General features: G+C 61.7%; 18 protein-coding genes. 9 read left to right on the top strand and 9 right to left on the bottom strand.

Annotation, left to right across the window (positions count from 1 at the left end):
• From ACE3OV_RS13015 to lpdA, 6 genes are all read left to right on the top strand, one after another.
• Window positions 1–711, top strand: coding sequence for a succinate dehydrogenase iron-sulfur subunit (locus ACE3OV_RS13015; protein WP_374327664.1), 711 nt, complete (start codon window positions 1–3; stop codon window positions 709–711).
• Window positions 711–953 (top strand): succinate dehydrogenase assembly factor 2, encoded by a 243-nt coding sequence (locus tag ACE3OV_RS13010; protein ID WP_374327663.1) that lies wholly within the window; start codon window positions 711–713, stop codon window positions 951–953. Before ACE3OV_RS13015 ends, ACE3OV_RS13010 begins: the two co-directional genes overlap by 1 nt.
• Before the next feature lie 113 nt (window positions 954–1,066).
• Window positions 1,067–2,365: a citrate synthase gene (gltA, locus tag ACE3OV_RS13005; protein WP_374327662.1), complete on the top strand. Its 1,299-nt coding sequence runs from the start codon at window positions 1,067–1,069 to the stop codon at window positions 2,363–2,365.
• A 105-nt stretch (window positions 2,366–2,470) separates the two neighbouring features.
• Window positions 2,471–5,311, top strand: a complete 2,841-nt coding sequence (locus tag ACE3OV_RS13000; protein ID WP_374327660.1) for a 2-oxoglutarate dehydrogenase E1 component — start codon at window positions 2,471–2,473, stop codon at window positions 5,309–5,311.
• Window positions 5,312–5,336: 25 nt separating this feature from the next.
• Window positions 5,337–6,575 carry a 2-oxoglutarate dehydrogenase complex dihydrolipoyllysine-residue succinyltransferase gene (gene odhB, locus ACE3OV_RS12995; protein ID WP_374327658.1) on the top strand — a complete coding sequence of 413 codons (1,239 nt, stop codon included), beginning with the start codon at window positions 5,337–5,339 and terminating at the stop codon, window positions 6,573–6,575.
• Between the two features lie 75 nt (window positions 6,576–6,650).
• Window positions 6,651–8,072: a dihydrolipoyl dehydrogenase gene (lpdA, locus tag ACE3OV_RS12990; RefSeq protein ID WP_374327657.1), complete on the top strand. Its 1,422-nt coding sequence runs from the start codon at window positions 6,651–6,653 to the stop codon at window positions 8,070–8,072.
• Between the two features lie 98 nt (window positions 8,073–8,170).
• Here lpdA and ACE3OV_RS12985 read toward each other — a convergent pair whose 3' ends face one another.
• The 6 genes from ACE3OV_RS12985 to ACE3OV_RS12960 all read right to left on the bottom strand — a co-directional run bounded on the left by ACE3OV_RS12985 (window position 8,171) and on the right by ACE3OV_RS12960 (window position 12,765).
• On the bottom strand, window positions 8,171–8,689 hold the full coding sequence (locus tag ACE3OV_RS12985) for a hypothetical protein (RefSeq protein ID WP_374327655.1): 519 nt from the start codon (window positions 8,687–8,689) through the stop codon (window positions 8,171–8,173).
• The gene (locus ACE3OV_RS12980; protein ID WP_374327654.1) at window positions 8,679–9,617 is read right to left on the bottom strand and encodes a CsgG/HfaB family protein; all 939 of its coding nucleotides are present in this window, start codon (window positions 9,615–9,617) and stop codon (window positions 8,679–8,681) included. The genes ACE3OV_RS12985 and ACE3OV_RS12980 overlap by 11 nt, the downstream gene beginning before the upstream one ends.
• Window positions 9,618–9,678: 61 nt before the next feature.
• Window positions 9,679–11,163, bottom strand: coding sequence for a hypothetical protein (locus ACE3OV_RS12975; protein WP_374327653.1), 1,485 nt, complete (start codon window positions 11,161–11,163; stop codon window positions 9,679–9,681).
• Between the two features lie 43 nt (window positions 11,164–11,206).
• Window positions 11,207–11,644, bottom strand: coding sequence for a curli assembly protein CsgF (locus ACE3OV_RS12970; RefSeq protein WP_374327652.1), 438 nt, complete (start codon window positions 11,642–11,644; stop codon window positions 11,207–11,209).
• An 11-nt stretch (window positions 11,645–11,655) separates the two neighbouring features.
• Window positions 11,656–12,090, bottom strand: coding sequence for a CsgE family curli-type amyloid fiber assembly protein (locus tag ACE3OV_RS12965; protein WP_374327651.1), 435 nt, complete (start codon window positions 12,088–12,090; stop codon window positions 11,656–11,658).
• Window positions 12,091–12,270: 180 nt separating this feature from the next.
• Window positions 12,271–12,765 carry a hypothetical protein gene (locus ACE3OV_RS12960; RefSeq protein WP_374327649.1) on the bottom strand — a complete coding sequence of 165 codons (495 nt, stop codon included), beginning with the start codon at window positions 12,763–12,765 and terminating at the stop codon, window positions 12,271–12,273.
• On the opposite strand from ACE3OV_RS12960, the gene ACE3OV_RS12955 reads away from it, so the two are divergent.
• From ACE3OV_RS12955 to ACE3OV_RS12945, 3 genes are read left to right on the top strand one after another with little or no spacing between them, the layout of a single operon-like run.
• Complete coding sequence (locus ACE3OV_RS12955) at window positions 12,764–12,940, top strand: hypothetical protein (protein WP_374327648.1); 177 nt, start codon at window positions 12,764–12,766, stop codon at window positions 12,938–12,940. The two genes, ACE3OV_RS12960 and ACE3OV_RS12955, sit on opposite strands and share 2 nt — an antisense overlap.
• Entirely contained in the window at window positions 12,922–14,040 is a 1,119-nt protein-coding gene (zapE, locus tag ACE3OV_RS12950) for a cell division protein ZapE (protein WP_374327647.1), read from the top strand. Before ACE3OV_RS12955 ends, zapE begins: the two co-directional genes overlap by 19 nt.
• Before the next feature lie 10 nt (window positions 14,041–14,050).
• Window positions 14,051–14,851 carry a secretin N-terminal domain-containing protein gene (locus ACE3OV_RS12945; protein WP_374327646.1) on the top strand — a complete coding sequence of 267 codons (801 nt, stop codon included), beginning with the start codon at window positions 14,051–14,053 and terminating at the stop codon, window positions 14,849–14,851.
• 94 nt (window positions 14,852–14,945) lie between these two features.
• Here ACE3OV_RS12945 and ACE3OV_RS12940 read toward each other — a convergent pair whose 3' ends face one another.
• The 3 genes from ACE3OV_RS12940 to ACE3OV_RS12930 form a co-directional block, all read right to left on the bottom strand.
• Window positions 14,946–17,885, bottom strand: a complete 2,940-nt coding sequence (locus ACE3OV_RS12940) for an SEL1-like repeat protein (RefSeq protein ID WP_374327645.1) — start codon at window positions 17,883–17,885, stop codon at window positions 14,946–14,948.
• A gap of 259 nt (window positions 17,886–18,144) precedes the next feature.
• Entirely contained in the window at window positions 18,145–18,768 is a 624-nt protein-coding gene (locus tag ACE3OV_RS12935) for an acetate uptake transporter (protein WP_374327644.1), read from the bottom strand.
• Window positions 18,769–19,044: 276 nt separating this feature from the next.
• Window positions 19,045–20,316 (bottom strand): bifunctional O-acetylhomoserine aminocarboxypropyltransferase/cysteine synthase, encoded by a 1,272-nt coding sequence (locus ACE3OV_RS12930; protein WP_374327643.1) that lies wholly within the window; start codon window positions 20,314–20,316, stop codon window positions 19,045–19,047.
• Window positions 20,317–20,411 lie beyond the last annotated feature (95 nt).

Below are 20,411 nucleotides of genomic sequence, written 5' to 3'. Positions count from 1 at the left end.
ATGAGCAAACGTACGGTTCAATTCAGCATCTACCGCTACGATCCGGACAAGGACGACGCGCCCTACATGCAGGACATCTCGGTTGAACTCGAGCCGACCGACCGCAAGCTGCTTGACGCCCTGACCAAGCTGAAGGCGAAGGACGACACGCTGTCCTACCGTCGTTCCTGCCGTGAAGGCGTCTGTGGTTCCGACGCGATGAACATCAACGGCAAGAACGGTCTGGCCTGCCTGACCGACATCGACGAACTGAAGCAGCCGATCGTCCTGCGTCCGCTGCCTGCCCTGCCGGTCATCCGCGACCTGATCGTCGACATGACCCAGTTCTTCAAGCAGTACCACTCGATCAAGCCCTACCTGATCAACAACGATCCGCCGCCGGAGCGCGAGCGCCTGCAGTCGCCGGATGATCGCGAAGAGCTGAACGGTCTCTACGAGTGCATCCTGTGCGCCTGCTGCTCGACGTCGTGTCCGTCGTTCTGGTGGAACCCGGACAAGTTCGTCGGCCCGGCCGGTCTGCTGGCGGCTTACCGCTTCATCGCCGATACCCGTGACCAGGCAACCAACGAGCGTCTCGACAACCTCGATGACCCGTACCGCCTGTTCCGTTGCCACACCATCATGAACTGCGTTGACGTTTGCCCGAAGGGTCTCAACCCGACCAAGGCAATCGGCAAGATCAAGGACATGATGGTTCGCCGCGCCGTCTGATGGAAAGAGCCGACTACGAACGCCTGCGTTGGCGTTGCATCCGCCGCGCCCTGCTTGAACTCGATATCGCGCTGACGCGTTTCCTGGATAACGGGTTCGCCAAGCTATCGGAAGAGCAGCAGCAGGTGTTCGTTGAAATGGCCGACATGGAAGACCACGATCTCTGGTATCTGATCAGTGGTCAGGCGGAGTCCGAGGATCCGCGTTATCTGCCGATTCTGGCGGCGATACGTGAGAGTTAACAGAAACTTACAGTGGTATTAAGTAAGTCTTAAGTAAGGTTGATGCGCTATTTTGTGACATTGGCCCGATTTTGGCAGTGCAGTGATAACCAACACCTGACAAGGGAAAAACCATGACGACCGAACGCAAGGCAACCCTGAGCATCGACGGACAAGCGCCCGTCGATTTCCCGATCATGTCTCCGACGCATGGCAACGATTGCGTTGACATCCGCAGCCTCGGTGGCAAGACCGGGCTGTTCACCTACGACTCCGGCTTCCTGTCGACGGCGAGCTGCCGCTCCAGGATCACCTTCATCGACGGTGACAAGGGCGAGCTGCTGTATCGCGGTTACCCGATCGAGCAACTGGCCGAAAACTGCAACTTCCTGGAAGTTGCTTACCTGCTGAAGAACGGTGAACTGCCGGATGCTGCCCAGAAGGTCAATTTCGAAAACACCATCAAGAAGCACACGATGGTGCACGACCAGCTCACCCGCTTCTTCAATGGCTTCCGTCGTGATGCCCACCCGATGGCCGTCATGGTTGGTGTGGTCGGTGCGCTGTCCGCCTTCTACCACGAAGCGATGGACTACTCGGATGCCGAGCACCGCAACATCAGCTTCAACCGCATCGTCGCCAAGCTGCCGACGATCGTTGCGATGGCCTACAAGTACAACCGCGGCATGCCGTTCATGTACCCGGACAACGATCTGGACTACACCGCCAACTTCATGCGCATGATGTTCGGCACGCCGTGCGAGAAGTACGTGCCGAACCCGGTGCTGGTCAACGCGCTGGACGTCATCTTCACGCTGCACGCCGATCACGAACAGAACGCCTCGACCTCGACGGTGCGTCTGGCCGGTTCGTCGGGTGCCAACCCGTTTGCCTGCATCTCGGCCGGTATCGCCTGCCTGTGGGGGCCGGCGCACGGCGGTGCGAACGAAGCCTGCCTGCAGATGCTGGAAGAAATCGGCGACGTTTCGCGCGTCGGCGAGTACATCAAGCGTGCCAAGGACAAGAACGATTCCTTCAAGCTGATGGGCTTCGGTCACCGCGTCTACAAGAACTTCGACCCGCGCGCCAAGCTGATGCGCAAGGTGTGCAACGAAGTGCTGTCGGAGCTGGGTCTGGAAAACGATCGCCTGTTCAAGCTGGCGATGGAACTGGAAAAGATCGCGCTGGAAGACGAATACTTCGTCGAGAAGAAGCTCTATCCGAACGTCGACTTCTACTCCGGCATCGTCCAGAAGGCGATCGGCATCCCGACCGAAATGTTCACCTGCATCTTTGCGCTGGCCCGTTCGGTTGGCTGGATGACGCAGTGGGAAGAAATGATCTCCGATCCGGAATACAAGATCGGCCGTCCGCGGCAACTGTACGTCGGTGCAGCCAAGCGCGACGTGGTACCGCTTGCCCAGCGCGGCTAATACAATAAACGGGCGGCTTGCGGGCCGCCCTTTTTTACATGCGGAGCATCACCGGTGCGCAGCAATGCGTGCCGCAGGAAAATAAAACCCATACAGGGGACGCTTATGACTACGATGAATGACAAGTTCGACAGCACGCTTTACTTTGGCGGTAACGCACCCTTTGTCGAAGAAGTATATGAAAGCTACCTGAACGATCCGACTTCCGTTGCGCCGGAATGGCGGGATTATTTCGATCGCCTGGCCCAGATGCCGGGCTTTGTCGCCCGTGACGTGGCCCATGCGCCGGTCGTTGCCGCCTTTGCCGAACTGGCGAAGGAGGGCGGCTTCAAGCATGGCGCGCCGGCGTCGTCGTCGGCCGAGCATCGCAAGCAATCTGCCGTCGGCCAGCTGGTCACCGCCTACCGTTCGCTCGGTACCCGCTGGGCCGATCTCGACCCGCTCAAGCGCCTGCCGCGACCCAAGCTCGACGAACTGGAGCCGTCCTTCTACGGCTTCACCGATGCCGACCTGAAGCAGACCTTCAACGTCGGTTCGCTCAAGGGCCTGCCGGAAAACGCCAAGCTCAGCGACATCCTCGAAACGCTGAAGCAGACCTATTGCGGCACGATCGGCGTCGAGTACATGTACATGACCGACTACGACGAAAAGCGCTGGCTCCAGGAGAGGCTGGAAGGCATGCGTTCCCGTCCGTCCTACACGGCCGAGCAGAAGAAGCGCCTCCTCGAGCGCCTGACCGCTGCCGAAACCCTCGAACGCTACCTGCATACCAAGTACGTCGGCCAGAAGCGCTTCTCGCTCGAGGGCGGCGAATCGCTGATCGTCGCCATGGACGAGGCGATCCGCACCGGCGGCGCCAACGGCGTTGACGAAGTGGTTGTCGGCATGGCGCACCGCGGCCGCCTGAACGTCCTGGTCAATACCCTGGGCAAGGCGCCGTCGATGCTCTTCGCCGAATTCGAAGGCAAGAAGAAGAGTGATCTCACCGCCGGCGACGTCAAGTATCACCTCGGTTACTCCTCTGACGTTGCCACCCCGGGCGGCCCCTGCCACCTGACGCTGGCCTTTAACCCGTCGCACCTGGAAATCGTCAACCCGGTCGTTGCCGGTTCGGTCTATGCGCGCCAAGTCCGGCGCGGCGAAGGCAGCAAGTCCAAGGTGCTGCCCATCCTGGTGCACGGCGATGCCGCCGTCGCCGGTCAGGGCGTCAACCAGGAAATGCTGAACTTTTCGCAGACCCGTGGCTACGGTGTTGGCGGCGTGCTGCACATCGTCGTCAACAACCAGGTCGGCTTCACCACCTCCGATCCGCGTGACTACCGCTCCGGTCACTACTGTACCGACATCTTCAAGATGGTCGATGCGCCGATCTTCCACGTCAACGGTGACGATCCGGAAGCCGTCGCGCTGGTTACCCAGCTGGCGATCGAGTACCGTCAGAACTTCCAGAAGGATGTCGTCGTCGACATCATCTGCTTCCGCAAGCTCGGCCACAACGAGCAGGACGAGCCGATGGTCACGCAGCCGCTGATGTACAAGATCATCAGCAAGCATCCGGGGACGCGCAAACTCTACGGCGACAAGCTGATTGCCGAAGGCACGCTGCCGGCCGACGGTCCGGACCAGATGATCGCCGAATACCGTGCTCACCTGGACAAGGGCGAACTGCTCTACAACCCGGTGCTGGCCGGCTACAAGCACCCGATGACGATCGACTGGACGCCGTTCCTGACCAAGGACTACATCGAAACCTGCGACACCACGGTGCCGAAGGCGGAACTGCAGCGTCTGGCGCAACGTCTGGCGACGATGCCGGAAGGCTTCACGTTGCATTCGCGGGTCAAGAAGATCGTCGAGGATCGTGCGGCGATGGGCGAAGGCAAGCTGCCAGTCGACTGGGGCATGGCCGAGAACCTGGCCTACGCCTCGCTGCTGGTTTCCGGCTACGGCGTGCGCATCTCGGGTGAGGATGTCGGTCGCGGTACCTTCTTCCACCGTCATGCAGCCTTCCACGATCAGAACCGCACCAGCTGGGATGCAGGTACCTACCATCCGCTGAAGAACCTGCAGGAAAAGCAGGCCGGTTTCCAGTGCTACGACTCGGTGCTCTCCGAAGAAGCGGTGCTTGCCTTCGACTACGGCTACGCCTCGGCCAACCCGTACGAACTCGTGATCTGGGAAGCCCAGTTCGGCGACTTCGTCAATGGCGCCCAGGTTGTCATCGACCAGTTCATCACCTCCGGCGAAGCCAAGTGGGGCCGCGCCTGCGGTCTGGTCATGCTACTGCCGCATGGCTACGAAGGTCAGGGGCCGGAGCACTCGTCGGCCCGCCTCGAGCGCTTCATGAACCAGTGCGCCGAAATGAACATGGAAGTTTGCGTCCCGACCACGGCCGCCCAGGTTTTCCACATGCTGCGCCGGCAGGCCGTGCGCATGCAGCGCAAACCCCTGGTCGTGATGTCGCCGAAATCGCTGCTGCGCCACAAGGATGCTGCTTCGTCGCTTGACGAACTGGCCAATGGCGAATTCCAGCGCGTCATCGGCGAAGTCGATGAGATCGACGCCAAGAAGGTCAAGCGTGTTGTGCTGTGCTGCGGCAAGGTCTACTACGACCTGGTCAACGCACGTCGTGAGAAGCAGATCAAGGATATCGCCATCGTCCGCATCGAACAGCTTTATCCGTTCCCCTCGGATTCGCTGGCCAGGGAACTGGCCAAGTATCCGAAGGCGACGGAAATCGTCTGGGCGCAGGAAGAACCGCGCAACCAGGGTGCCTGGTACTGGTTCGCCTCGCGCCATCATCTGGACAGTGGCCTCGACGCCAAGCAGAAGCTGCTGCTGGTTGCGCGTCCCGCCTCGCCGTCGCCGGCGGTGGGTTATCTGGCCAAGCACAACGAACAGCAGAAAGCATTGGTCGAGTCCGCGCTGGGCAAGATCGACTACTAATAACGAAAGCAGAGTGGAGTCACCCATGAGCATTATCGAAGTCCAAGTTCCGCAACTGTCCGAGTCCGTTGCCGAAGGCACGCTGGCATCCTGGAAGAAGAAGATTGGCGAAGCGGTCGGCCGCGACGAAATCCTGATCGACATCGAAACCGACAAGGTCGTCCTCGAAGTCCCGTCGCCGGCCGCCGGCGTTCTGGTCGAGATCGTCAAGGGCGATGGCGACACCGTCGTCTCTGGTGAACTGATCGCCAGGATCGACACCGCCGCTACCGCCGGTGCGGTCGCCCCGGCTGCCGAAGCCCCGAAGGCTGCTGCCCCGGCCGCCGCCCCGGCGCCGGCTGCCGCTGCCCCGGCTGGCACCGCCAGCCCGGCCGCGCGCAAGATCCTTGACGAGAAGGGCATCGCTGCCGCTGACGTCGCCGGTTCCGGTCGTGGCGGTCGCGTCACCAAGGAAGACGCCGTCGCCGCCCAGCCGAAGGCTGCCGCGCCGTCCGGCCCGGTGGCTGCCGCCAAGTCGGCCGCTGCTTCGCTGCCGGTGCCGCCGACCGGCGTTGCCCTCGGCGACCGCGCCGAAGAGCGCGTGCCGATGACCCGCCTGCGTGCCCGCATCGCCGAGCGTCTGCTGCAGTCGCAACAGACCAACGCCATCCTGACCACCTTCAACGAAGTGAACATGGCCCCGGTCATGGCGCTGCGCAAGCAGTACGGCGAAAAGTTCGAGAAGACCCACGGCGTTCGCCTCGGCTTCATGGGCTTCTTCGTCAAGGCCGCCGTTGCAGCCCTGCAGAAGTTCCCGATCCTGAACGCCTCGGTCGACGGTAACGACATCGTCTACCACGGCTACATCGACATCGGCATCGCTGTCGGTTCGCCGCGCGGTCTGGTCGTGCCGATCATCCGCAACGCCGACCAGATGTCGATCGCCGACATCGAGAAGAAGATCGCCGAGTTTGGCAACAAGGCCAAGGACGGCAAGCTGTCGATCGAAGAACTGACCGGCGGTACCTTCTCGATCTCCAACGGTGGCATCTTCGGTTCGATGATGTCCACCCCGATCATCAACCCGCCGCAGTCGGCAATCCTCGGCATCCACGCCACCAAGGACCGCGCCGTCGTCGAAAACGGCCAGGTTGTCGTGCGGCCGATGAACTACCTCGCCATGTCCTACGATCACCGCATCATCGACGGCCGCGAAGCCGTCCTCGGTCTGGTGACCATGAAGGAAGCGCTGGAAGATCCGGCCCGCCTGCTGCTCAACGTCTAAGCCAGCATCGCCGGCGCCAGTGTTCCCGCACGGGCGCTGGCGCCTTTGCACATCTGAATTCTGAAAGGTTGATCCATGTCCAAGCAATTTGACGTGCTCGTTATCGGCGGTGGCCCCGGCGGCTATGTTGCCGCCATCCGCGCTGCTCAGCTCGGCTTCAACACCGCCTGTGCCGAATCCAACGCCTACGCTGATCCCAAGGGCGAACCCCGCCTCGGCGGCACCTGCCTGAACGTCGGCTGCATCCCGTCGAAGGCGCTGCTGCGCTCCTCGGAACTCTACGAAGAAGCCAATCACTCCTTCGCCATGCACGGCATCTCGGCCAAGGGCGTCAGCATTGACGTCGGTACCATGGTCGGCCGCAAGAACACCATCGTCACCCAGCTCACCGGCGGCATCCGTGGTCTGTTCAAGAAGAACAAGGTCACCGGCCTCAACGGCCACGCCAGCTTTGCCGGCAAGGAAGGCGATCTGTACAAGGTCAAGGTTGGCGAGGAAGACGTCCTGGCCAAGCACGTGATCATCGCTACCGGCTCCAAGCCGCGTCACCTCGACGGTATCCCGGTCGATAACAAGGTGATCTGCGACAACGTTGGCGCACTCGATTTCGACGCCGCGCCGAAGCGCCTGGGCGTCATCGGCGCCGGCGTCATCGGTCTGGAAATGGGCTCGGTCTGGCGCCGTCTCGGTACCGACGTCACCGTGCTCGAAGCCGCGCCCGATTTCCTGCCGTTCGCCGACCAGGACATCGCCAAGGAAGCGCTCAAGCTGTTTACCAAGCAGGGCCTGAAGATCACCACCGGCATCAAGCTGGGCAAGGTCACGGTCGCCAAGAAGGGTGTCACCGTCGAGTACGAAGACAAGGACGGCGCCAAGAAGCTCGAATGCGACAAACTGATCGTTTCGGTCGGCCGCATCCCGAACACCGACGGTCTGAACGGCGACGCCGTCGGCCTCAAGCTGAACGAGCGCGGCCAGGTCGAAGTCAACGGCCATTGTCAGACCAACCTGCCCAACGTCTGGGCGGTCGGCGACGTCGTCCGCGGTCCGATGCTGGCGCACAAGGCCTCGGAAGAGGGCGTCATGGTTGCCGAGCTGATCGCCGGTCAGGCCGGTCATTGCAACTTCGACACCATCCCGGGCGTGGTTTACACCCACCCGGAAATCGCCTGGGTCGGCAAGACCGAACAGCAGCTCAAGGCTGAAGGCATCGCCTACAAGCCGGGCAAGGTGCCGTTCATGGCCAGCGGCCGTGCTCTGGGTAATGGCGATGCCAGCGGCTTCGTCAAGGTCCTGGCTTGCGCCAAGACCGACCGCATCCTCGGCGTGCACATCATCGGCAACAGCGCTTCCGAACTGATCGCCGAAGCCGTCGTCACGATGGAATTCGCCGGCGCCTCCGAAGACCTCGGCCGCATCTGCCACGCCCACCCGACCCTGTCGGAAATCGTGCACGAAGCAGCTCTGGCTTGCGACAAGCGCTCGCTGCACTTCTAAGCGACGGGGTATCCCGAAACAAGGAAAGGGGCCAGGTGGCCCCTTTCCTTTTGCCGATTCCTGCGGTAATCAGGCTTGCTTCAGCCTGATCCGCATGGTCACCACTGCGTCACCCGGACCACGCGGTGGTCCCCGGTAACCGTCAGGTTGACCTTGCCCCGCTCGCCAAGTTGGGTCACTTCGGTGAAATTGGCTTGCCCGACCTGGGTGATGGCAGCTTCGTTGCTGCGGCCTGCTTGTTCGAGTTCAACCCGATTGCGCTCGCCCCGTTGATCAACGCTGGCCCGATTGTCGAGACCGGACTGGCTGGCGAGTATTTCGTTTTCCATTCCTGCCTGCCTGAGGGCGATTCGGTTGTCGAGCCCCGATTGACTGAGCGATGTCACCTGAGCATTGCCATGCTGGAGCAGGTTCAGGCTATTGCGATTGCCGGATTGTTCGATGCTGGCAAGGTTGGCAGTCCCGAATTGTGCGCTATTTGCCCGCAATGCACTTTCCGGCAGGAGATCGGCATAGCGCGCTTCCGGGAGGAGGTCGCCGGCGTGAGCTGCCGAGATCGCATTGGCGGCGATCAGGAGGCAGCCCACGGCCTGTTGCACGCTCATTTCAGCGAACATGTTCGCGAATGCCATCGTTCAGCGAGCCGGAAGTGGATGCCGTTGTCGTTTGCGGCAGATCCTTTGCGGCGTATTCCTGCGGCGTCATCTGCAACTGCTCGTCAAACGCCTTCAGGTAAGACTGGATCAGCGGTGACTGGATCTCGGCTTCGTCACGCAATACCCAGGACTTGTCGCGAATTCCCTGAACGATCAGATGAACCAGGCCGGTTTCGATGGCCTCCCGGACGCACAATTGTACGGGTTCGTTTTCGGTGAAGCCGGCTTCGAATTCGAGGAGGCGTTTCAGGGAAATGAAGCGGTAGCCACCGCCATCAAGCTGGATTGAATAGACGGTTTTCGTCGTTGTGACGCTTTCCACGATCTGCCCGGTCCGGATATCGACCGCGCGCAGATTGACCGTGACCTGATCAACGCGGTAGGAATCCGAGATGCCGATGCCGAAATAACGGATCCCCGCCCCGCCTGTCTTGACGTTGCTCTCGAAACCGATGATCGAACCTTCGAGGATCAGGTTGGCCGGCATCAGCGGCGGAATTTGCTGGCCGGGTGCTGCCTTGTCCTGCGGTTGCTCCAGGGCTCGGACGATCTTGCGCTCGGTCAGCAGGTTCTGCAGGTTTTCCCGCTCCACCGGGATGAACCAGCGAGAATCACGGACCGCCTTGATCAGCATCGACGCCGCCCCCTGCGTCACCGAGGTCGAGAAGGAACTGTCCGGCGAAGGCTTGTACTGACCCGTCTGGTCACGGAAACCGTAGATCGCGACGGGAATCTTGCCGCGCGGCTCGGGCAGGTTCGTCAGATCACGGGAAACATGAGTGGGCGGTGCCAGCGAAGCCGGGCTACGAGTGGCGGCCGGATTGGAACTGGCACACCCGGCGATGGCGGCGCAGCAAGCGGTGACAAGAAAAAGGGTGGGCAGGCGCATGATTCGTTCGGAAGAGGTTTATCCGCTCCGCCGGGGCGGCGGAGCGTGAGGTTGATGAAAATCAGCGCTGGGTGATGGAAACCGAGTTGCCGGCACCATTTTGGTACACCGAGGCATAGAAATTGGAGCCGGACTGCGTGATGCTGGCGTAGTTGCGGTCCCAGTTGTTCCAGCCCGTGCCGCTCTGCCAGATGTCGGCGCGGTTGTTGTAGCCATCCTGTGTGATGGCCGCTTCATTCCAGTTGCCGGTTTGGTGAATCATGGCGAGGTTGAATTCACCGTTCTGTTGGACGGTCGCACGCATGTTTTCGCCATAGTATTGCTCGACAATGGCCTGGTTTTCGAAGCCTGGGTTGTACCACCACCAATCGCTGACCCCTTGCTGGATAGAGGCGCTGGCAGCTGTTGTGTTGTATTGGTAGGCTGCTGCATAGTTGCCATCGCCATATTGGGTGATGGCGACACCATAGGTGGTGCAGTTATAGCAGAAATAGCTTTCGATCATGCCGCCAACGTTATTGGCCTGCCAGATGTTGGCGTAATTGTTATTGCCTTGCTGGCTTATTTGTGCGGCACTGCCCTGATTGTAATACTGGTTGATAGTCGCCTGATTGCCCCAGCCGTACTGGTTGATGTCGGCTTGGGTGTAACGGAATTCCTGCCACGAACCCCCCCACCAATATGAGGAGTTGACGTACGCGCCGCTGTTGCCCTCCTGATTGATCGCCGCCTGCTGGTAGTCACCGGATTGGTTGGCGTTGGCTGTGGTCGAAGAATTGAAGTTCTGGTTGATGCTCGCATTTTGCATGTAACCGGACTGGGAGATGCTTGCGCTCACGTTGGCATCCCAGGAATTACCCTGTTGCCAGATGTTCGCGGCATTTTGAAACGACCAGTATTGGGAAATGTTGGCCGAAACCCAGGAGCCGCCAAATTGATCAATCTGGGCAAGATTGTTGTCTCCGCCATATTGATTGATGTTGGCCTGGCTCCAGGAGGTGCTGTCCTGATTGACTTGTGCTCGGTTGAAATTGCCTTCCTGATAAATGCCGGCACTCGAATCGTAAGTATATTTCTGGTTGATCGTTGCCAACCCGTAATAGCCCCATTGCGAGATCGTGTTGGGGTTGCCGAACCAATAGCTGCTGTAAGCAGTTGGGGCATAACCACCGGCGCCAGTGGCGTTTTCGCTCGAAATTTCCGCGATGTTGCCAATACCGCCTTGATTGATGTTGAGCAAAGCGTTGTAAGAGTTGGTCTGATCGACTTCGAGGGTGTTTGATTCACCGGATTGGATGATGTAGGCGCTGTTGCCGCTGCCACTCTGGTTCAGGTTGAGTGTACTTTCATTAGCGTATTGCTGGGAGGCGGTGACGGACTGGCTGTCTCCCACCTGAGAGACTTGCAGACGAGAACTATCGGAAGCAATCTGTTCGGCGTTGAGTTGGTTGAACTGACCTTCCTGGTAGGAGTAGATGTCGGCTATCGCCGGTTGGGCGAAGAAGGCGGCGATGGACAGCGCAATGAGGGTGGGCTGGAATTTCATTTCAGTGATCTCCGGGAAACGTTGAATGGGGTGTTACTCGCTGTTACTGGCTGACCTCGAACATGGTCGTTTGGCCGGTGGCCTTGTCGGTGGTAGTGATCTGCAACCTTCCGCCGCCCAGATCGCTGATGAGAATCCGGAAGTCGGTGGTTTCTACCGTTCCGGGAACCAGTTGCCCGTTATTGCCGACGACATTGGACGAGACAGCCGAGGCGACACGGCTGAGAATGGCGCGCTGCAGGCTGTCGTTGAATTGTTCGAGCGCGCTTTGCTGGCCTGTGGCGCTGCTGCTTTCCTCCTTGAAGCGGTTCTGCGCCTGTGCCGAACTGAGCAGGACGCTACCGTTCAGCGGGCTGCCGCCAAAAGATGGATTGACCGGTACGTAAACCTGTTCGGTCGCGGTGGCTGGAGTTGCCAGCAGGCAACTCAGAAAAGCGCTCAAGCACAGGCTGTGCAGCGTGCCGTTATGAAAATGTCTCACGGGGTCCCCTTTCAAAATTCGTCCTTGGCCAGGTCGGCGTCACCAAACAACTGTGCAACCTGCGATTCGATAATGCGCTGGAATACGATGTCGGCTGCCATGCCAGCTACCTCGCGGACGCGTACCCGGTTGGCTGGCAGGAAAGCCTGAAACAGACGGCGGTTGCCGTAATTGACGAAAATCTGGCTGCCCCAGCGGGCGCTGGGGTGTTCGGCAATGGCAATCGAGAAACGGCTGTCGCCATCCTTTTCTCGCCACGCGGCGACGAATCCGTCATAAAACTCGCGGCCGATCGGCGTGACCGTCTGGGCGACGACAACGCCACTCGGATCCTGGCGCAGCAGGGTAGGGCCAAGGCCGTTCTGTTCTGCCGCATGGTCGGCGGCATGGGCGACTGTCGCAGCAGCGGCGATCAAGGCGATGGTCAGGTGGCGCAGCAGGTTCAAGTTGGCGGCCGGTGTTTTAGTTGTACGTCATTATTGTATCGGTGGGCTATTTTTTTGTCATCGTTCGTAACGAGAGAAATTTTATGGTGTTGTATTTCTGGCGTGCAATTTTCCTGGGCAGACAGGATGTCTTGCAGGTGCCGGAATCGGTTTGCCTGGCGTATCCGGCGTGACGCTTCTTTACGGCAAGTGAAGTCGCGGCGCCAACGGCCAGTGGCGCGAGCGTTGCAGAAGCAGCCAGGTCAGCACGAGGCAGGCGGCGTAACCGGCCAGCAGGCTCCAGAACGGCGCGACGCCGTAGGCCAGCGGCTTGGCGACGCCGAGAAAACTGCCGTAAAACAGCGAACCAAGCGAGACGGCAAACATCGCCATGCGCCGCCGATCCAGTCCATTGCCGCCGTAGCGGCGCAGCAGCCAGGAGTTGAAGCTCCACAGCACGATCAGGATCACCTTCACCCACAGCTTCGGATTATCAAAGTAGGGCAGGCCCTTCATGGCGACACCGAGTGCGATGATCAGCGAACCGGAAAACCACAAATGGGCTTCGCCGTTCAGGATCAACGGGCGTTCCACCGCCATGCCCCGCAGACGGCAAAGCGCCAGGAAAACACCGCTCAAGGAGGCGAACAGGGCCGCCAGATGATAGAAAACCGCGAGCGTGACGAGAAGTTCCATGATCGATCTGCCGGATAAATGCGCAGTCGTCATTTCAGAGGCGGGGGGTGACAGGGTGATGACGAATGGCTGGTTTTTGCAGGCCTCCTCTCAAGCGCTGCAGAACCTGGTCAATATTTGCGAAAATAGCGGACCCGATAACAACGACAGCCGACGATGCCCCACAAGAAACTGAAAGTCTCCGCTACCGGCATGCTTGACGCCTATGATGAGTTGCTTGCCGAGCGCGGCTATGTCGCCGATGCGGCGCAGCGGAGGGCGGCGCAGGCCTTGCAGTCGCTCTATGGCAACCTGCTTTCCTTCAAGGTGGACCGGGGCAGCACGATCAAGCGGCTGCTGAAGCCGCCTAAGCCGCCGCGCGGTGTGTATTTCTGGGGCGGCGTCGGGCGCGGCAAGAGCTTCCTGATGGATTGTTTCTATGCCTCGGTGCCGTATCGGCGCAAGAAGCGTCTGCATTTCCACTCCTTCATGCAGCAGATCCATCGCGACCTCGACAAGTATAAGGGCGAGCCCGACCCGATGCTGAAGCTGGCCGCGGCGATCGCCCAGGACGTCCGCCTGCTCTGTTTCGACGAATTCCACGTCTCCGACATCGCCGACGCGATGATCCTTGGCCGCCTGCTCGAAGGCTTGTTCAGCCATGGTGTGATCCTGGTGATGACCTCGAACTACCCGCCGGACATGCTCTATCCCAACGGCCTGCACCGCGAGAGTTTTCTGCCGGCGATCGCCCTGCTCAAGAAACATCTCGATGTGTTCGAGGTCGATGCCGGTGTCGATTACCGCCTGCGCGCGCTGGAGCAGGTCGAGATCTACCACCATCCGGCCGATGACGCGGCGGAGCGCAAGATGCTCGACTACTTCCGCATGGTCGCCGGCGAGGACGGCGAGGAGGGCGGGCAGATCGAAGTTCTCGACCGCCAGATCGCCACCTTGCGTCGCGGCAACGGCGTCATCTGGTTCGACTTCCGCACTTTGTGCGGCGGCCCGCGCTCGCAGAACGACTACCTGGAAATTTCGCGCGGCTACCACACGGTCCTGCTTTCCGGCATCCCGAAGATGACCGTGCACCAGGCCTCGGAAGCGCGTCGTTTCACCTGGCTGGTGGATGTCTTCTACGACAACAAGGTCAAGCTGATCGCCACCGCCGACTGCGCCGCCGATGATTTGTACACCGAGGGTACGCAGGCCAGCGAGTTCAAGCGCACGGTGAGCCGGTTGACCGAGATGAACTCGCGTGCCTATCTCGCCGAACCGCATATCGTCGCCCCTTGAGGAGAGCGCCATGAGATCCGTCCTGAAATTCCTGCTTGCGGTGTGCGTCGTCTTCTGGGCCAGCGTGGCTACGGCGCAACTGGAAGTCATCGAGCTGAAGAGCAAGACGGTCGACGAAGTCCTGCCGGTGCTGCTGCCGCTGGTCGAACCCGGTGGCACCTTGAGCGGCCTGAACAACCAGCTCTTCCTGCGCGCCTCGCCGCGCAACCGCGAGGACATCAAACGGGCGCTGGCGGCGATCGACAAGCCGGCGCGCCGGCTGATCATCCAGGTCGCTCACGACCGCAAGCGGATGAACGCCCAGCGCGAGGCGGAAGCCATCGGCCAGGTGGTGCTCGGCAGCAACAGCCGGGTCGAGGTCGAAGGCCGGGTCTGGGATACCCAAAGCCAGCGCGAGGAAAAAGCCGCGCAACGCGTGCAGACGGTCGAGGGCGGGCGCGCCTTCATCCAGGTCGGTCGTTCGCTGCCGGTGCCGATGCGCATGGTCGCGGTCGGTCCGGGCGCGGCGGTGGTCAACGAAGGCGTCGTTTATCGCGACATCGGTAGCGGCTTCTACGCGACGCCGCGCCTGGCCGGCGAGCGGGTGACGCTGGAAATCTCCCAGCAGGCCGAGCAGATGGAGCGCGGGCGGCCCGGTAGTATCGCCACGCAACGCCTGAGTACCACGGTCAGCGGCCGCCTCGGCGAATGGATCGAACTGGGCGGCACCGGCCAGCAAGCCGGCAGCCAGCGCGATGGCTCGTTCAGCGTCGGCACTGGGCAGACGCGTGAACAGCGGGCGATCTGGTTGCGGGTCGAGGAAGTCGAATGAAAACGGGCCGCGCCAGCGGCCTGTTCGCTGAGACTCCTGCCTGCGCGCATTCCCGCGCGTGAATCTCCTGCCGCCACCGCTGCGCTCCGGTGCTCTACATGCAGCGATAGAGCAGCAGAACGACTGCCAGCAAGCCGGCGTAGCGTAGCCAGCGTACTCGCTGAAAGGCAATGACAACGAGGAGCAGGAAGGGCAGCCAGCGGGGAATGCTGGATTTTTGCGCCGGTGCTTCGGCGTCGGCATCGCGTTGCTGCCGCCAGTGCGCAGCGCGTTCCGGGTCGTGCCAGGGGCTGTCGGCGGCTTCGCTGAGCTTGATGAGACGTTCGATGCAATCGGTGTTACCGGCCAGGGCGCCGGTTTCCAGGGTGTCGGGCAGTTCCCGGTCGTGCTTGGGAACGATGCCCTCGTTTTGCAGCAGGTCGGCGAGGGCCAGGCAGGCCGCGCCGATCGTGTTGCTGTCGGCGGTGGCGAGTTCGCGGCGCTGGCATTCTGCGGCTTTTTCCATTTGGCGCAGCCGTTTCTGGTCGCTTTTGTTTTTTGCCAGCCGGGCGATGAGCAGGCCGGCCCGGTGGGCTGCGTCAGGGACGCCGCGCTTGTCGGCCTTGCTGAATTGCTGCATGGCTTGTTGCGGATTGCCTGCCACGCCCCAGCCGTTTTCCAGACAAATGCCGAGATTGAAGGTGGCGTAGGGGTTGCCCTGATCGGCCGAGAGGCTGAAATGGCGGTAGGCGGCGGCTTCGTCGGCCGGGCCGCCGTGGCCGTTGAGCAGCATGTGGCCGAACAGGTTGCGATAGCCAGCGCTCGGCCAGTCGGCGGCGCGTTGCAGCGCCGTTTCGAGCAGCTCGCGGGCGCGTGTCTGCTGCGCCTCGTCGTCCGTTTCGGCGAGGATTTCAGCCAGTTCGGCCTGCGCGGCGGGCAGGGGCTTGTCGCCCCCGGCGGCGCACTCCAGCCAGTGCCGCGCCTGTTCGTCATCTTGCGGCAGGCCGTTGCCGCTGCGATAGGCGCGGGCGAGATCAAGCGCGGCCTGCGGGTTACCGGCGGCGTAGTCGGCGGCGAGTTTGTCGGCGAAATCGAGGGTCGTGCCGTCGGCCTGCAGCCAGAGGTTGCGCTGGTCGGCGCTGCGGTGGGCGAGGATCGGCTGGCCGCTGAGCCAGAGGTCGGCGAGCGCATTGCGGGTCAGTTCGATATCGGTATTGCGCGCAATGCCGTGGTTTTCGATGATCCAGTCGAATGCCGGCGCAAAGAGGGTCTTGCCGTCGCGCTCGACAATGCCGAAGAGCGCCTGCCCGGCCGCTTCCTGTACGACGAGAAAGAGCGGCGGTCGCTCGGGATCGGGGAAGAAGGCGGCAATGGCCTGGTATTCACAGGGGACGATCAGCGCCGGCAGGTCGAGATTCCACACGCCGAGCCGGCCCTTGTCGCCGCGTTCCTGCACGAGCACGAGGTGGAGGGCGGTGCAGGTACGATTGGCGTGCCATTGCGGCAGCAGGTGGTCGATGTCGCCGTAGCGGGCGGGAATGAGTTCGCGGCCATCGGCGGCGATCATGCCGAAGCCCGTTTCGCTGGTGACGGCGAATTGCGGCGGCGTGGTTTCCGTGCCGCGGATGGCGAGTTCGAGATATTGGCAGGGGGCGCATTGCCGGCCGGTGTGATCGAGCAGGCCCCAGTGTTTTTCGCGGCGTACGGCAAACCAGCAGGGGGTGTCGCCTTGCGCGACGATTTCATCCCATTCGATGGCCAGCCAGGCGCTGCCGTCGGGATGGGCGAGCCCGAGCTTGTCGCCGAGGCGCAGGCGCCAGCCGGGAATGGCCGGGTCGTGGTCGATTTCGTCATGGATCGGCGGTTGTGCGTAGCTTCCGTCACGGCGCAGCAGGCCTTGCTTGCCCTGCTCGGTGACGCTGGCGATGCCGTCTTCGCTGAAGGCGTCGCAGTGCTCGAAGCGCGGGGGGATGATCCAGTTGCCGGTGCGGTCGATGTAGCCATGCAGGTCGCCGCTGCGGGCGGCCGCCAGGTCGCCGGAGAAATCCCAGAGATCGTCGAAGGTGGGCGCGATCTGCCAGGTGCCGTCACGGCGCAGCATGCCCATTTTGTCGTCTTGCTTGACGACGGCGAGGCCGTCGGTGAACCCCCAGAAATCGTCGAGACAGGGGGGGAGAAGCAGCGTGGCCGGGCCGCCGGCGGGCAGGCGCAGAAGCCCGATGCGGCCGTCGCGCTGGACCCAGAGTTCCTCGCTGGCACCTTCGTCGTCGGCCGGCCAGATTTCGCTCCATTCCGCCGGCAGCAGAATCTCGCCGGCTTCATCATCGTCGTTTACCTGGCATACGCCGAACAGCCCATCCTGTTCGACCTGCCGCCGGTTGAGGCCGAGGTCGTTGGCGCGGGCGACTTCCCAGGGATCGGGCTGCGGTACGAAATCGGCGAATTCCTCCTCGCGCGGCGCGTCGTCGCAGTTGCGGAAATAGGCATGGTAGTCGCCGAAGCCGCCGATGCCGAATGACCAGCACCACTGGTTCCAGTCGGTGAAATCGTCGTTCTCGAAGCCGAGAGCACGTTCGAGGCCGAGGTGGTCGCCACGCCGGATGCAGTCGTCGATGTCGGCCCAGACCGTGTTGAATTCGCGCTGTTGCATGGTGACGAATTCTTCCGGCGAGAGGTCGTAAAACCAGGAGTATTCGTCGAGATTTGCCGAGAACAGGATGTCGTCGCCCGCTTGTTCGTCGACGCATTCTTCGAGATAGGCCGCCACGGCACGCAAATGGCGGGGCAGGGCGGGCAGGCGGTCGATCAGCGGGTGTTGCAGCAGGGCATCGGTGACGCGCTGGAAGCGGTTCAGCGCAACGCGGGCATCGGCCGAGAAATTGGGGGTGCCGGCGTCGGCAAAGACGCGCTGGTCAGTGATAGCGTCTGCGGTTTCTCCCAGAGCCAGCAGGATGTACCAGAGGCGCGGCAGGTTGTTGTTGGCTTCGGAAATTTCACGCCGGTCGTCGGCGTCGCCATGTCGGCTGGTCAGGTAGAGGTAGCTGCGATTGCCCATGTCAGTCTCTTGGAATAAAGGCGGATTATGCCATCGGGCTTGTTGGCGGGCGGCGTGCGTCTGCGAGCATTGGAAACTGCTGCCGGGTCGCGCTACGCCAGGGCTATCGCTGCCTGCATGAGAAATCACCAATGCCAGCGCGCTGGCTGGTTCAGCGTCGGCACTGGGCAGACGCGCGAACAGCGGGCGATCTGGCTACGGGTCGAGGAAGTCGAAAGAAAAACGGGCCGCATCTGCGGCCCGTTGTGCAAGCGGTGTATCAGGCGGCGGCCTTGGCAGGCAGCGGGGTGACGACCGGGGCGGGGCCCTTGCTGATCAGGCCCAGCGGCTTGCCCAGCGGCAGCAGGGTGCGGCCGAAGAAATTGTTCAGGAAGACGGCGCCGGCGGCGTAGAAGCCGAGCAGGGAAATGCCCAGTTCCGACCAGGCAGCGAGGGGGCCGAACAGTTCCTTGTTCACGCCGAGGATGGACAGCGCCAGCGACGGCAGCAGGACGTTGATCAGGACCAGGATGACGGCGAACACCTTGTTGGCTTCGAAGGCGGCGACCATGATGAAGAGCGAAAAGATGAAATAGCCGATGCAGGCAAAGGCGAGTTGCTTCGGGTCGGCATTGGCGCCGACCTCGCCCAGCCAGCCGAGGCTGATTGCCCAGTGCATGGCGACGGCGATCCAGAACAGACCGTAGGCGCCGAGGACGATGGCGCCGAAATAGTTGCTCTTCTTGAAGTCGACCATCGAGGCCCAGATCTGAGCCAGCGAGCCGAGGAACAAGGCCCACGGAATCAGGTAGGCGACACCGGTGGTCCAGCCCATCTTGGCCGATGCGGCGACGAAGGTGACCATCGATAAACCGAATACCCCCAGCGCCGTGGGGTCGGACATGACGATCCTGGTTTCAGTGACTTGCTGTTGCATACGCGCTCCCTCGAATTGATTTGTGATTTTTTTGCTGCACTGCGTCAAACGATCGTTTGGACGATCCGGGCGATTTTCAACGGGGGCATGCGAGCGCCATCTGATTTAGGTCAACAAAACAAAATAAATATTTAAAATCATTGAGTTATGAATAATTCAATGCATTATGGCTGAGTGGATGCGGCGCCGCTTGGGCGCAAAAAAAGCCCGGCGTTGCCGGGCTTGCTCGGGATTGCCGGTGACTCAGGCGGCGTTCAATGCCTGGTCAAGGTCGGCGATCAGGTCATCGACGTGCTCGATGCCAACCGACAGGCGGATCATGTCTTCGGAAACGCCGGCCTTGGCCAGTTCTTCCGGCGACAGCTGGCGGTGCGTGGTCGACGCCGGGTGGCAGGCGAGCGTCTTGCAGTCGCCGATGTTGACCAGGCGGGTGACCAGTTGCAGCGCATCCTGGAACTTGCCGCCGCCTTCGCGGCCACCCTTGACGCCGAAGTTGAGGATGCCGGAGGCGCGGCCGCCCATGTACTTCTGAACCAGCGCGTGGTCCTTGTGGTCGGGCAGGCCGGCGTAGTTGACCCAGCTGACCTTCGGATGCGTCTTGAGGAATTCGGCGATCTTCAGCGAGTTGTCGCAGATGCGGTCCATGCGCAGGGCCAGCGTCTCGATGCCCTGCAGGATCAGGAAGGCGTTGAACGGGCTGATCGCGGCGCCCATGTTACGCAGCGGCACGACGCGGGCGCGGCCGATGTAGGCGGCGGCGCCGAGCGCTTCGGTGTAGACGACGCCGTGGTAGGACACATCCGGCTCGTTGAGGCGCTTGAACTTCGCCTTGTGCTCGGCCCACGGGAACTTGCCGCTATCGACGATGATGCCGCCGATGCTGTTGCCGTGGCCGCCGAGGTACTTGGTCAGCGCATGCACGACGATGTCGGCACCGTGTTCGAACGGGCGGCACAGGTAGGGCGAGGGCACGGTGTTGTCGACGATGACCGGGACGCCGTGCTTGTGGGCGACTTCGGCGAGCTTCTCGAAATCGACGACGTTACCCAGCGGGTTGCCGACCGATTCGCAGAAGACGGCCTTGGTTCTGGCGTCGATCAGCTTTTCGAAGGCATCCGGGTCGCGGTAGTCGGCGAAGCGCACTTCGATGCCGTATTGCGGCAGCGTGTGGGCGAACAGGTTGTAAGTGCCGCCGTAGAGCGTCGACGAGGTGACGATGTTGTCACCGGCTTCGGCGATGGTCTGGATCGACGCGGTGATCGCCGCCATGCCGGAGGCCATGGCCAGCGCTGCAACGCCGCCTTCCATCGCGGCGACGCGCTTTTCCAGCACGTCCTGGGTCGGGTTCATGATCCGCGTGTAGATGTTGCCGGCGACCTTGAGGTCGAACAGGTCGGCACCGTGCTGGGTGCTGTCGAAGGCGTACGAGGTGGTCTGGTAGATCGGCACGGCGACTGCCTTGGTCGTCGGGTCCGGGCTGTAGCCGCCATGAACGGCGAGGGTTTCGATCTTCATCCGCGTGTCTCTCTTTTGTGTTTGGAAAGAAAGTGAAGTTTACAGGAGCCCGGCTAGCTTAACCGGGCGTGATGCGGGCTGCCAATAACATCGGC

The sequence above is a fragment of the Azonexus sp. genome (assembly GCF_041909095.1).
Classification (GTDB): domain Bacteria; phylum Pseudomonadota; class Gammaproteobacteria; order Burkholderiales; family Rhodocyclaceae; genus Azonexus.
This window is presented reverse-complemented; position numbering and strand designations above follow the sequence as displayed.

Bases quoted from the DNA above. Each gene is read 5' to 3' on its own strand.
- ACE3OV_RS13015 (WP_374327664.1), top strand. From the start codon at position 1: ATGAGCAAACGTACGGTTCAATTCAGCATCTACCGCTACGATCCGGAC.
- ACE3OV_RS13010 (WP_374327663.1), top strand. From the start codon at position 711: ATGGAAAGAGCCGACTACGAACGCCTGCGTTGGCGTTGCATCCGCCGC.
- gltA (WP_374327662.1), top strand. From the start codon at position 1,067: ATGACGACCGAACGCAAGGCAACCCTGAGCATCGACGGACAAGCGCCC.
- ACE3OV_RS13000 (WP_374327660.1), top strand. From the start codon at position 2,471: ATGACTACGATGAATGACAAGTTCGACAGCACGCTTTACTTTGGCGGT.
- odhB (WP_374327658.1), top strand. From the start codon at position 5,337: ATGAGCATTATCGAAGTCCAAGTTCCGCAACTGTCCGAGTCCGTTGCC.
- lpdA (WP_374327657.1), top strand. From the start codon at position 6,651: ATGTCCAAGCAATTTGACGTGCTCGTTATCGGCGGTGGCCCCGGCGGC.
- ACE3OV_RS12985 (WP_374327655.1), bottom strand. From the start codon at position 8,689: ATGTTCGCTGAAATGAGCGTGCAACAGGCCGTGGGCTGCCTCCTGATC.
- ACE3OV_RS12980 (WP_374327654.1), bottom strand. From the start codon at position 9,617: ATGCGCCTGCCCACCCTTTTTCTTGTCACCGCTTGCTGCGCCGCCATC.
- ACE3OV_RS12975 (WP_374327653.1), bottom strand. From the start codon at position 11,163: ATGAAATTCCAGCCCACCCTCATTGCGCTGTCCATCGCCGCCTTCTTC.
- ACE3OV_RS12955 (WP_374327648.1), top strand. From the start codon at position 12,764: ATGATCGATCTGCCGGATAAATGCGCAGTCGTCATTTCAGAGGCGGGG.
- ACE3OV_RS12960 (WP_374327649.1), bottom strand. From the start codon at position 12,765: ATGGAACTTCTCGTCACGCTCGCGGTTTTCTATCATCTGGCGGCCCTG.
- zapE (WP_374327647.1), top strand. From the start codon at position 12,922: ATGCCCCACAAGAAACTGAAAGTCTCCGCTACCGGCATGCTTGACGCC.
- ACE3OV_RS12945 (WP_374327646.1), top strand. From the start codon at position 14,051: ATGAGATCCGTCCTGAAATTCCTGCTTGCGGTGTGCGTCGTCTTCTGG.
- ACE3OV_RS12940 (WP_374327645.1), bottom strand. From the start codon at position 17,885: ATGGGCAATCGCAGCTACCTCTACCTGACCAGCCGACATGGCGACGCC.
- ACE3OV_RS12935 (WP_374327644.1), bottom strand. From the start codon at position 18,768: ATGTCCGACCCCACGGCGCTGGGGGTATTCGGTTTATCGATGGTCACC.
- ACE3OV_RS12930 (WP_374327643.1), bottom strand. From the start codon at position 20,316: ATGAAGATCGAAACCCTCGCCGTTCATGGCGGCTACAGCCCGGACCCG.